12 protein-coding genes are annotated in these 11,239 nt (G+C 53.7%); 2 read left to right on the top strand and 10 right to left on the bottom strand.

The genetic code is table 11. The features are described 5' to 3' along the window. Positions 1-274 precede the first annotated feature (274 nt). Positions 275-1,384, top strand: a complete 1,110-nt coding sequence (locus KKD83_02135) for an Ldh family oxidoreductase (protein MBU2534950.1) — start codon at positions 275-277, stop codon at positions 1,382-1,384. Positions 1,385-1,414: 30 nt separating this feature from the next. Here the strand turns inward: KKD83_02135 and KKD83_02130 are convergent, their stop codons facing one another. Together KKD83_02130 and KKD83_02125 are read right to left on the bottom strand one after the other, a co-directional pair. Further along, positions 1,415-1,609 carry a helix-turn-helix domain-containing protein gene (locus KKD83_02130; protein MBU2534949.1) on the bottom strand — a complete coding sequence of 65 codons (195 nt, stop codon included), beginning with the start codon at positions 1,607-1,609 and terminating at the stop codon, positions 1,415-1,417. Between the two features lie 304 nt (positions 1,610-1,913). After that, positions 1,914-3,260 carry an aspartate aminotransferase family protein gene (locus KKD83_02125; GenBank protein ID MBU2534948.1) on the bottom strand — a complete coding sequence of 449 codons (1,347 nt, stop codon included), beginning with the start codon at positions 3,258-3,260 and terminating at the stop codon, positions 1,914-1,916. Between the two features lie 234 nt (positions 3,261-3,494). Here KKD83_02125 and KKD83_02120 point away from each other — a divergent pair, with 234 nt between their 5' ends. After that, the gene (locus KKD83_02120) at positions 3,495-4,481 is read left to right on the top strand and encodes an amidohydrolase family protein (protein ID MBU2534947.1); all 987 of its coding nucleotides are present in this window, start codon (positions 3,495-3,497) and stop codon (positions 4,479-4,481) included. 69 nt (positions 4,482-4,550) lie between these two features. Here KKD83_02120 and KKD83_02115 read toward each other — a convergent pair whose 3' ends face one another. The 8 genes from KKD83_02115 to KKD83_02080 all read right to left on the bottom strand — a co-directional run bounded on the left by KKD83_02115 (position 4,551) and on the right by KKD83_02080 (position 11,211). Continuing rightward, on the bottom strand, positions 4,551-5,369 hold the full coding sequence (locus KKD83_02115) for a hypothetical protein (GenBank protein ID MBU2534946.1): 819 nt from the start codon (positions 5,367-5,369) through the stop codon (positions 4,551-4,553). A 107-nt stretch (positions 5,370-5,476) separates the two neighbouring features. After that, positions 5,477-6,568 (bottom strand): Ldh family oxidoreductase, encoded by a 1,092-nt coding sequence (locus tag KKD83_02110; protein ID MBU2534945.1) that lies wholly within the window; start codon positions 6,566-6,568, stop codon positions 5,477-5,479. A gap of 48 nt (positions 6,569-6,616) precedes the next feature. Then, on the bottom strand, positions 6,617-7,240 hold the full coding sequence (locus KKD83_02105) for a hypothetical protein (GenBank protein ID MBU2534944.1): 624 nt from the start codon (positions 7,238-7,240) through the stop codon (positions 6,617-6,619). Then, the gene (locus KKD83_02100) at positions 7,240-7,962 is read right to left on the bottom strand and encodes a 4Fe-4S binding protein (GenBank protein MBU2534943.1); all 723 of its coding nucleotides are present in this window, start codon (positions 7,960-7,962) and stop codon (positions 7,240-7,242) included. The genes KKD83_02105 and KKD83_02100 overlap by 1 nt, the downstream gene beginning before the upstream one ends. A gap of 119 nt (positions 7,963-8,081) precedes the next feature. Then, positions 8,082-9,422, bottom strand: coding sequence for a TRAP transporter large permease subunit (locus KKD83_02095; GenBank protein MBU2534942.1), 1,341 nt, complete (start codon positions 9,420-9,422; stop codon positions 8,082-8,084). Further along, entirely contained in the window at positions 9,422-9,931 is a 510-nt protein-coding gene (locus KKD83_02090; protein MBU2534941.1) for a TRAP transporter small permease subunit, read from the bottom strand. The genes KKD83_02095 and KKD83_02090 overlap by 1 nt, the downstream gene beginning before the upstream one ends. An 86-nt stretch (positions 9,932-10,017) precedes the next feature. Next, positions 10,018-10,380, bottom strand: coding sequence for a hypothetical protein (locus KKD83_02085; protein ID MBU2534940.1), 363 nt, complete (start codon positions 10,378-10,380; stop codon positions 10,018-10,020). 57 nt (positions 10,381-10,437) lie between these two features. After that, on the bottom strand, positions 10,438-11,211 hold the full coding sequence (locus KKD83_02080; GenBank protein ID MBU2534939.1) for a hypothetical protein: 774 nt from the start codon (positions 11,209-11,211) through the stop codon (positions 10,438-10,440). Positions 11,212-11,239 lie beyond the last annotated feature (28 nt).

Here is an 11,239-nt window from a genome sequence, read left to right as displayed (position 1 = left end):
TAGACTGAATAAAACGGGTTAACACAAGTTGGTATTCTAGACACAAACCAGCATTTTCTCAATTTACACAAACGTCCTAATTGGTACGTGAAAGCATTGTTTGTTAGAGTGGGCAACAGATTAGGAAACCGCTGCTCTATCCACCTGAGCTACAGGGGCAAATCAGGCATCACCATTCTAACGGTAAACGTGGTTGATGGCAAATTGGCTTGACTTGCCGAGACCCAGCATCATAAAATCAATCGTACTTTGCACAATAGTTCAAGGAGGTATTATGGCAGAGAGCGAAATGAAGTTAGTGGCCTGGGAACCTCTGAAGGAGTTCGCCAAGGAGGTATTCACCAGGGCCGGTATGCCGCCGGAAGGCGCTGAAGCCGAGGCGGGAGCGCTGATATGGGCCAACCTGCGCGCCGTTGATTCCCATGGGGTGCTGCGCATTCCCTGGTATCTGGATAACGTAGAAAAGGGCGTGATGAATCCAAAGCCCAATATACAGGTTATTAAAGAGACTCCGGCAACAATACTGCTTGATGCTGACCGTGCCCTTGGCCCGGTGGTCACCATCAAGGTGGTGAATATGGTGGTGGAAAAGGCGAAGCAAGTGGGTATTGGCTGGGCGCTGATACGCAACCTGACTCATCAGGGTGCCCTGGGATATTATTCGCAGATGATGGCGGAGAAGGGGATGGCGGGAATTGTGATTGTCTGCAACCCACCGAACATGGCGCCATTCGGTGCTAAAGTTGCCGGTGTGCACAACAGCCCGATTGCCATTTCTGTGCCGGCAAAGCGGCATCGCCCGCTCAATCTGGACATGGCGACCAGCGTGGTCGCGGGTGGGAAGCTCTGGCTTGCCGTGGATAAAAATATGCCTATACCGGAGGGCTGGGCACTGGACAAGGAGGGTAATCCCACCACCGACCCCAGAAATGTCGGCGCCCTGTTGCCCTTCGGTGGTCCCAAGGGCTCGGGTCTGGCGATGATGTTCGAGTGTCTTTCCAGCGTTATGGCGGGGAACCCGGTGCTGGAGCCGGCGCTATTCGGACGTGAAATCGGGCCGCCCGCAGAAGGCAAGAAAGACCAGGCCATAGGTGAGCGACTGAGTTATTTACCCAAACATATTCAGAATAGTGTGGTCGCGGCAATAGACATCAGCACGTTTACCGACCTGGAAAGCTATAAGGAGCATATCGACAACCTTATCGATGGCATAAAAGCACTGCCCAAGGCAGAGGGTTTCAGCGAGATATTTGTTCCCGGTGAACCGGAGGAAAGAGCCTTTATCGAGCGTTCTCGAAGTGGAATTCCTTTACCTGAGGGAACCATCCGCAACCTAAAGGCTATTTCCGAAAAATATGGCGTGGAATTGCCGCCTGGCTTGTGATTTGACGGCTGTCGAAACCACAATTGGCCCTTATGAATTGGGATGTATGCCTTCTCGGCGGAATATCTTCTGAAGCTCGCGGCGAGCCAGCCTGGTTGGCTCGCCGCCTTTTTTCTCCCAGCGTTGCACAGTGGAAAGGCTAACGTTTATCTCCCGTGCCGTATCCTCCTGTGTCCAGCCCTTCTTCTTGCGCAGTACCTTCAGTCTCTCTGAGAGTTCTTCCATATTGACCACTTACATAATAGAAGGTTTCACGTTGTGTAGTACGTGAGAGTATAACATTCGATATGCCCATTTGTCAATACCTGTGACAATTGGCAGGACATATTTTTAGAATTTATTTAGAGGCTCAGAAGTATCAATTCTTGATAAGCAGTAATGGCCGTGAAGACCGTATTAGATGGAAAGCGTTTGATACAAAGCTAGTCAGCTATTAAGGTGTCCGCACCCGGCTTGCCAGCTGTGCACTCAGCCAGTATTTTTAGGCTAGCATAAAGGTTTATAAATTTCGAAGTCGATAATTTTTAAATTAAACTTGAGGGGAGGGGCCGATGAGCTCGGGCCACAGTTCCTCAATCGTTGGCTTGAGTTCAGTCATAACATCGTCAACCGCCTTGACCGCAGTGTCGATTTCCCGCTGAGTCATAGGAGTTGACATAACATATAAACCTCTTGCCGCCGAGAAATAGCCCCTTTCCAGCATCGCTAGGTAGTACAGATGCAGCAGGTCTTTGTTTGTTTCCCTGGCTGACTTGCCGTTAATTACTGGCTGGTCGTGGAAGTGGACGTTCTGTAGCGAGCCAAGTCCGGTCACCTGCCCCTTGATATTAAGTCGCTTGAACACAGCCCGGACGCCATCGGCAAAAGATCCGCCAAGCTGGTTGATATAGTTGATGACATCGGCATTGAGCTGCTCCATTGTAGCAAGGCCGGCAGTGGCGGTGATGGGGTTGGCATTCAGTGTGCCGGCGTGATAGACCTTTCTTATCTCGGGAGAGAACATCTGCATCAGGTCTTCACGTCCGCCGATGGCACCAACCGGATAGCCGCCGCCGATGATTTTGGCCATGGTGGTAAGGTCGGGCTTTATTTTATAAATGCTCTGAGTGCCTCCCCAGGCCAGCCTCAGGCTGATAACCTCATCGAGGATGAACATGACGCCATTATCCTCGGTCACCTTGCGCAGGAGCTCCAGGTAGCCATCGCGGGGTGGAATCATGCCGGCTGCACCCATCGCCCCTTCGACGATGACCGCCGCCAGCCTGTCTTTGTTCTCCACAATGGCTTTCTCCGCAGCCTCCTTGTCATTGTAGGGAACGATGATGGATTCTGCCCGGTTACCTTTCGATAGGCCTGTGGCGTCGGAGGGGAAGACCACGGGGTCGTAGCTGCCGTGGTAGCAGCCATCCGTTTTCAGCAGCAGGTCTTTGCCGCTGAGGCCTCTGGCCAGGCGTATGGCCATCATCACCGCTTCCGTCCCTGAGTTGCCAAACCGTACCTTGTCTACGGAATCGACCATATTGCAGACGAGTTCAGACCAGCGCACCACGGCGGGAATGAGCGCGCCAAAGGCGGTGCCCTTAGCTGCCTGTTCCCTCACTGCCGCCACCACCTTCGGATTGGCATGCCCCAGGATCATTGTGGTGTAACAGTTGTGGAAGTCAATATATTCGTTACCGTCAACGTCGGTAAATCGGCAGCCTTCCGCTTTGTCTATCCAGAAGGGATAGGGGTCGAACCAGATTGAGGTGCGGGTATCACCTCCTGGCATATATCGACGTGCCTTTTCCAGTGTTTCGCTTGATTTCTGCGTTCTTTTTCGATAGGTATCCTCGTATTTCTTGGTAACTTCGGCAAGTAACTGTTCTCGGGACATTTGTTTTCTCCTTTCTGGTTAATCAACCCCGGCTTTTCTCTGTGCTTCAAGACAATGAAATATGTTAACAAATATCTTATAACAAATCATCTTGTCTGACAAATAAAATAACCTGTACCGGGTTTTGCATCATACCCTTTGAATTGCACAGCGAAGGAAATCCTTGACAAAATAGACACGACTGCCTAAAGTGTCCGAAGAACATCTTTATTTTTAACAAACAAGGAGGAACGCATGGCCGAATTCGAAATCATTGACGCTCATATTCACCTGGCGAGAACCCTGGAGGAGGAGAGCAATTACTGGCTTTTTCCGGGGCGCAGGGATTGTGACCGGTATGGTTCGCCGGAGAAAGCCATCGAGTATATGGAGCGGGAGGGCATCTCGAAGATGGCCTTCATGACGCTGATTCCGCGACAATACCGTGGCCCTCTCGTTGAGAAAGTGAAGCTCGCTTCGCTGCCGGAAAAGCAACGACGGGAGGAAGAGAAGAAGATTGGCGAACAGGTAGCGCCCAAAATGCGCGAAATCAATGAATGGGGCTGCGAGGTCGGCAAACGTTTTCCGCAATTGCTGCCTTTCAGCTGCATTTCGCCGGAGCTTGGGGGTGCCGAGGGCATAGTAAAGGAGGTGGAACTGAGGGCAAGTCAGGGGGCGAAGGGAATCAAACTCCATCCCGGCATGTTCGCTTTTTTCCCGGACGATGAGGTAATGTTCCCGGCATATGAGAAATGCCAGGAGCTGGGACTCCCGGTACTGGCCGACTCAGGAGCTTGGCCGACGCCGCATATCCTGGCGGAATATCCTTCTCCGGTGGCAATGGTGGCACAGCAAGCGGCTATTCAATATGGCGAACCGAAGAACTGGTCCAAGGTGGCCGAAGCTTTCCCGCGCCTCAACATCGTCATGGCTCATCTCGGGTCCGCCTGGTGGGACGAGAGGGTGGAACTGGCGCAGAAGTACCCCAATATCTATTTTGATACCTCTCAGGGCTTCTCAGCACCGGACCGCATCCCTTACAGTCCACACAGGGGTCTGGCTGAGGCGGATGTGCCGCGAATCTTCCGCAAAATCGGCATGGATAGAATACTCTTTGGCACTGATTTCCCGGCGCTGGCGCCGCAACCGCAGATAGAACAGATTATGCGCCTGCCCCTGACCGATGAGGAAAAGCAGAAGGTTCTGGCGGAAAACGTCAAACGCGTTTATCGTATTAAGTAATTTTAATCAAGAGAAAGGAGGCAAGGGCGACTTTTCCATAATCCCTTGCCTCCTAGTCTTCTACTAAAGTCAAAGCAGCGACTTCATCTCTGTGATAGCTGTTTTGAGCTTTTCGTAGTTGTTGTCGATAACGTAGCCCAGCATGAAGAGCTGGAAGCCTTCCTTGGCCCATTTGGCCAGCCCCTTGGGGGCAAAACCGCCGATACCCGCCACCTTGCCTGCTTTTTTACAGATACGGGCAATCTCCCGCAGTCTGTCCTCTACTATCGGCGCGCTTGCCGTCTCGGGGCGCAGCATTTTGGGTGGAGTTCCGTAAATATCAAGCACCAGGTCGTTGGTGCCCACAATGGTGCCGGTAACACCATCAAGAGCCAATATGCGGTGCAGGTTGCTTATGCATTCCAAGCTTTCCGTCATGGGGAAAAGCGCGATGTTGTCGTTCACGTATTCGCAGATATCCGAAAACAGCATCTCTGCTAGGTTCTGAGAATCCATTAAATACGGGCTCATGCCGACCCCCGAGCCGCGGTGACCGATGGGCGGGAAGTAACACTGGTTTATGGCGTATATCGTCTCCTCGACGGTGTTCACTCCAGGGACCATAAGCCCGTTGATGCCGGCATCCATGTAGCTCCGGAAGTGGCCGTCTTTATCCTCAGGCCTCATCAGAATGGGCATCTCCAGCTCACGCGAGACGCGAATATACTCAAAGATGGTTTCCTTGTTTACCAGGCTGTGCTCGGTTTCCATCATGATGAAATCGAAGCCGAAATCCTTGAGCGCCTTTACCGTTTTGTCCGGGTCATTCCTCGGCCCGATGGTCTGCCCGAGGACAATCTTGCCTTTCTGCAGTTCCTTTTTGAAGTTGAGCGTAACGTTCAGTGCCATATAAGCCTCCTTCTTCTTTAATCCATACTATGGTATGAATCCAGGCAGCAGTGATATCGGTGGTGCTGCCCTAGCCCATACCAGTGTATTCGCTATCCCGCTGATTTTCAAGTTAGCGGCAGCTTGATGCCAAACCGCTCACCGACTTTACGTAGATTGTCGGCGGTCTTTTCCGGAAGGGGAACGCCGTTCTTGGTGCGCTCTTCATAGGTTCTCCACTCCGGTTCGCCGGGGACGAATATTTCATCGAATCCCTCGGCTTTGGGCAGAGATTTAAGGCCGTCGATCATATTGTCGATGTGTTCTTTGTAACGGTCCACATCTGTGAAGGTGCCGATATCTATGGCGACGACCACACTGTTCTGGATATGCTGGCGGATGCGGTCTGGATTGCCGATCATGCTTCCCATGCCAAAAGGTGGTTCTTTACCCAGAACAACCGGCTCGACCTTGGGGAAATCGACGATGAGGCTGCCCAGGCATTCCAGCATGAGTGACAGCCCGGAACCTTTCGGACCGCCGATGGGCAGCAGAATCCTGGCTTTCCAGGGGTCAGTGGTGGGATTACCTTCTTCGTCCAGCGCCCAGCCCTCCGGTATGGAAGTGCCTTTGTCCTTGGCAACGAGCAATTTTGCCCCGGCGGCAACGCTCGTTGCCATGTCGAGAACAAGCGGGCGGTGGCGTTTTCCAGGTACCGAAATAGCAATGGGATTATTGGCCAGGCCGGGGAATTTGGAGCCGAAGGGCGTCATACTTGTATTGCCGCAGACCCAGGTAAGGCCGGCCATATCGTTCTTCGCCGCCATCAGCGGGTAGTATCCAATAGCTCCCTGGTGGTTTGTCCGGCGAATAAACGCCCAGCCGATGCCCAAATTCCTGGCCTTTTCCATGGCTTTCTTCATGGCGAAGACCGTAACCACGGCACCGAAGGCGTGGTCGGCCTCGATGGAGAGTGCGGCCGGGGTCTCTTTGACAATCTGTATGTTTGGCTTCACTTTCATGTGGCCGATGTCCACGGCTTCAACGTACCAGGGCAGAAGCTGGACCCCGTGTGAGTCCACCCCGCGAAGATTGGCCCAGACAATAACCTCGGCCTCGGTGGCGGCATCCTCCGGCGGCATACCTGCCCGTATTAGTACTTCCCTGGTGAATTCCTGCAATGATTCCCCGGCAATCACTTTGACATTGCTCTGTGCCATAGCACCTCCCTTGATAGCATATGATAAGGTATCTTATCTTCCCGCTACTTACTTGGCCATAGCCGCCAGCAACTTGGCCGCTCGGGCGGGATTGAATACGCCGCAATCGCACTGCTTGGCCAGCTCTTTGGCGGCGTCTTCCGCGCTCTTTCTGCCCGCTCTGACATCATCGGCCACAGAATTTATTCGGGCCGCCGATATCATACCGTGACCGCACATGGTGATGATATCAAGGACATCGTCGGGAGGCAAGTTCTCCGTTTTGCCCCATATCCCCAGTGAGTAGGTGGCGGCGTGGCGATGGATGCCGTTCTTCTGGCACAACCCCTGTACGCGGTCGAAAATGCCGCTGACCACCAGCGATGGCCCCAGGTCAGCTTCCTTGACATCCTTCAGCATATGCGCCGCATCTTCCTCATTGTCGAACACGGCGTGCACTACAGCGCCATCTTTTTTAATATTATTCATAACGTTATCGAGTCCCTTGGCAAACTGGTTCCCATAAAAGGCGTCACCCATGTTCACCGGGTTATGGTGCTGGGCGATCTCCAGGAATTTCCTGAGCTTTGGACCGGAATCAATATTGTTTATGCCGAATGCGGGCATAAAAAGAAATACGAAATCTCCGCCGAGGCTTTCCCTGGTGCCGCTGCGATGTAATGTGTGCGTCATCAATTACCTCCTTTAAACTTGGGACGCCCGAGACCGACGTTGGTCTTCCCGTTGATGCGATAAGGTATGCCCAGTTCATTGAGCATCTTCTCCGCTGGTACCGATTCATCGGGTTCGACGAGGTCGGCCAGGTCCACGCTGCAAACGGTGTCGATTTTCTTGACAGCTTCCTGGAAGGCCTTAAGTACCGCCGGGCCCTTTTCTCTCGGAAACACGCACTCAATTATGGCTGAGAGCGCCTTTTCATTCAGCACATCTTCCCTGATTTTACCCGTCTTGGTGTCTTCCATAAGTGCGGTCACCGGGTTGGCTGGCTCGAATGTAATCCCCACCTTGGCCAGCGCCTGCGCCACCATATCAACGTCGCGAAAGCGGGCGCCGGTTACCGGTCGGCCAAATTCTATGGCGAAGGCAAGCCATCCCGGCTTGAGACGGCCGGTGACCTCGTTGGTCTTTACCTCCTCCGTCCCTCTTCCTGCCAAACCTGTGGACCGGTGAGGCACCGTTGGATTGGAGAACTCGGCGCGTATTTGTCGTGGCCAGGTGGCCGGCTCATCGATAAAGGCATCGACAGAGCAGGACCCTGACCTGAGGCAGATGCCGCACTCCACGCATTCATCCTGGTCGATGACGGCGACATCGTCTTTCATGCTGATGGCGAGCATAGGGCAATATGGAACGCATTCTTCGCAGGCAATGCACAGTTCGGCGTCGATTTTCATTCATAATCCTCCTTTTGAAATTCTGGACTCATCTGATTCCGGTAATAATGCTGGGGAGCCACAAGACCAACTCTGGGAAGATAACGACTATGGTCAACCCCGCCACTAAGACCCTGAACTCACCCGACAATAATGCCGGGAAGCCACAGGACCACCTGTGGCCAGATGGTGATTATAGCTAGCCCCACCAGAATCAGGCAAATATATGGCCAGACACCTCTGATGATATCTTCAACCCTTACCTCTGGCGGAGCCACGCCTTTGAGGTAGAAGATAGCGTGAGCATTGGGCGGGCTTAAGAAACCGGTCTGGTAGCAGACGCAGACGGCGATGGCAAACCAGAGGGGGTCAAAGCCAAGGGACGCGGCCACCGGCGTGAACAGTGGAACGACGATAAATATTGAGCCAATCCATTCGATTAACATGCCCAGGATGAATACTATGAACATCATCACGGCGAAAGAAGCCCACTTGCCTCCGGGCACCGCCGCCAGAACCTGGGTGGCAAACTTGCCACCCCCCAGGTAGGTGAAAACGCTGGTATAGATACTCGCCCCTATAACCAGCAGCATTATGAAGCCGGTTATCCTCATAGTTTCATACGTCGTGCTCTTGAGAACCGGCCAGTTGAATCGGCGGTACATAATGGCCAGGGCGGTGGCGATAAAAGCGCCGACACCGGCGGCCTCGGTGGGGGTGGCTATCCCGGCGAAGATGGTGCCCAGCACTCCCAGGATGAGGAGAATCGGGGGAACCATCTGGAATAACATCCGCAAAATTTTCTGGCTGGTGGGCACGGCCCGTCGCTCCTCCACCGGCAAGGGGGGGCCATCTTGGGGCCTGAACCAGCACCTGATGACAATATAGGTCATATACAGCGCCGAAAGGATAAAACCGGGGACAAAGGCCCCGGCAAATAGCTTGCCCACGGAAATCTCAGCCATAGGCCCATAGATGACTATCATAATGCTGGGGGGTATGAGGATACCCAGGGTGCCGCCGGCGCAGACGGTACCGCAGGCCAGGGACTTGCTATAACCCCGTTGAAGCATGGGGGGCAGAGCAATTATCCCCATGGTGACCACCGAGGCGCCGATGATGCCGGTGCAGGCGGCAAAAATGGTGGCCACAAAGATAGTGGCTATGGCCAGGCCGCCCCTGAGTCCTCCCATGATAAGGTGCATGGTGCCGAAGAGTTTTTCGGCAACTCCGGAATGCCCCAGCATTGTGCCCATAAAGACGAACAGGGGAACCGCCAGAATAACATAGTTGGTCATCGTCTTATAGGTTTGGGCGATAGCCATACCGTAAATCCGGCCTTCTCCCATGAAGAGGAGGCCGAAAACGAAGCCCACTCCGGCCAGTATAAAGGCCAGGGGGAAGCCGGAAAATATGCCTATTGCCAGTATGCCCAGCATCAGGATGGTGACCATCATCGGGCTTATTTCTATGTCTAGCATCACTGCCCCCTGACGATAGTTCTTACGTCGCGAATAAATGTGGTAAACAGTGCCAGTAACAGCAGAGAAAAGGCTACCGGCGTCACCGTCTTGAAGGGATACATAATGTTTCTCCAGGCGCTGACTGAGCTACGCTCGTGGATGGCCCATGACTGCTGGACCCACTCAATCATTGGTGGCATGACCCAAAGCCACAGTGGGAAGACCAGGAGCAAAGTGAGGACGACATCAAGTATCGCCTTACCACGGGGTGAAAAGCGCTGGTAGAACAGGTCCACCCTGACATGGGCCTTCTGGATGAGCACCCAGGCAAACCCCATAATAAACATGGTGCCGCCCAGCTGCATCTCTACCTCCCATGCCCATATCGTTGGCGAATTAAATCCATACCGTAAGACAACTTCGCAAACGACAGCTAATATGAGAAATATCACCAGGAAAGCGGTGAGTTTCCCCGCCCATGTGCAGATAAAGTCAATTCCGTTTAATATGCGTTCCAGAACAGCCATAAAGCACTTTTCCTCTTATATCTACACCCACCCCCACCCCCTACGAGATGGCTTTGGGCGGGGGTGAGTGTCCGAGCATAATCTAGCTACATTTTGGGCGACTGGTACTGTTCAAAGAGCTTCCACGTTTTCTTGAACTCCTCCTGGCTCGCGTACACCTTGTCGAAGAACGGGTCTGCGGCGCGCTCCTTCGCGTACAGGTCATCGGCTATCTCGTAGAATTGCTGCTGCAGTTTATCCGGGAGGACAATAATCTCCAGGCCCGGGTAACTGGCGAAGAACTCGAACGCCTTGGCGTCTTCAATCACCAGGTCGGTGTATGCCATCGGAGCGATGGCGTGGTTGACCGCATCGTAGATTACCTTGAGGTCATCGGGCAGTTTCGCCCACGAATCGGCATTGACCGCCTCCCAGGTTACCGTTGATGGCTGATGTATCCCGGGAACCATGAGGTACTTAGAGATTTCGTAGAAGCCAAGGGCGATATCGGTGGCCGCATTGGAATACTAAAAGGCGTCCAGGATGCCCTTCTCCTGCGCCGCATAAAGCTCGGCACCGGCGATGGTGGTCACCGAGGCGCCAACCCTGGGGTCAGATAGAACATCGGCCCAGAACCCCTTGCAGCGGAATTTCACCCCTTTCCAGGCTTCCAGCGTGCTCATATCAACATTGGACCAGCAGAAATCTTCCGGGGTGGTGACATAGGTATAGCCCGTGTAGCCGAAGTTGAAGGGCTCAAGCACCTCGTACATGTAGTCAAGCCCGCCAGCGTGCTCAAGCCAGGCCACCATTTGCGTGGAGGTAAATCCCATTGGACGGGCGGCGAACAGCGGAGAGGCGGATATTTTGCCAATCCAGGTGTGCATGGTGGAGTTAAGCGCGTCAATGGTGCCGTCGTGGGTGGCATCAAAGGCCTCGTCGCCGTGCATAATGGCGCCAGTCGGGTGAGACTCAATGATAAAGCGACCGTTGCTGGCTGCCTCAAGCATTTCGTTGCGCTTGTAAAGCCATTTCATGTTGTGCATGGGGTCGCTCCACTGAGCTACCTGCACCCATTTAACCACTTTGGCGGGTTGTGCTGGTACTGGGGCTGGGGAGGGAGCTGGTGCCGGTGCTGGAGCTGGTGCTGGCGCAGGCGCTGGAGCTGGTGCTGGGGCAGGCGCTGGAGCTGGTGCTGGTGTTGGTGCCGGTGCCGGTGCTGGGGCAGCACAACTGGCGGCAATTAAACCGCTCATCAATGCTACCACCAGAACCAAAGCTAATATCTGTCTCCTTTTCATTCTCTCCTCCTTAAAAGATTGTGGCTGA

This window comes from Chloroflexota bacterium, assembly GCA_018829775.1.
In the GTDB taxonomy this organism is placed as follows: domain Bacteria; phylum Chloroflexota; class Dehalococcoidia; order Dehalococcoidales; family RBG-16-60-22; genus E44-bin89.
The sequence above is the reverse complement of the archived record's forward strand: the minus strand, read 5'-3'. Positions and strand labels throughout refer to the sequence as shown.

Coding starts and splice junctions, on each gene's coding strand:
- KKD83_02100 (MBU2534943.1), bottom strand. CDS start 7,962: ATGAAAATCGACGCCGAACTGTGCATTGCCTGCGAAGAATGCGTTCCA.
- KKD83_02130 (MBU2534949.1), bottom strand. CDS start 1,609: ATGGAAGAACTCTCAGAGAGACTGAAGGTACTGCGCAAGAAGAAGGGC.
- KKD83_02080 (MBU2534939.1), bottom strand. CDS start 11,211: ATGAAAAGGAGACAGATATTAGCTTTGGTTCTGGTGGTAGCATTGATG.
- KKD83_02110 (MBU2534945.1), bottom strand. CDS start 6,568: ATGGCACAGAGCAATGTCAAAGTGATTGCCGGGGAATCATTGCAGGAA.
- KKD83_02115 (MBU2534946.1), bottom strand. CDS start 5,369: ATGGCACTGAACGTTACGCTCAACTTCAAAAAGGAACTGCAGAAAGGC.
- KKD83_02120 (MBU2534947.1), top strand. CDS start 3,495: ATGGCCGAATTCGAAATCATTGACGCTCATATTCACCTGGCGAGAACC.
- KKD83_02135 (MBU2534950.1), top strand. CDS start 275: ATGGCAGAGAGCGAAATGAAGTTAGTGGCCTGGGAACCTCTGAAGGAG.
- KKD83_02125 (MBU2534948.1), bottom strand. CDS start 3,260: ATGTCCCGAGAACAGTTACTTGCCGAAGTTACCAAGAAATACGAGGAT.
- KKD83_02090 (MBU2534941.1), bottom strand. CDS start 9,931: ATGGCTGTTCTGGAACGCATATTAAACGGAATTGACTTTATCTGCACA.
- KKD83_02105 (MBU2534944.1), bottom strand. CDS start 7,240: ATGACGCACACATTACATCGCAGCGGCACCAGGGAAAGCCTCGGCGGA.
- KKD83_02095 (MBU2534942.1), bottom strand. CDS start 9,422: ATGCTAGACATAGAAATAAGCCCGATGATGGTCACCATCCTGATGCTG.
- KKD83_02085 (MBU2534940.1), bottom strand. CDS start 10,380: ATGGTTCCCGGGATACATCAGCCATCAACGGTAACCTGGGAGGCGGTC.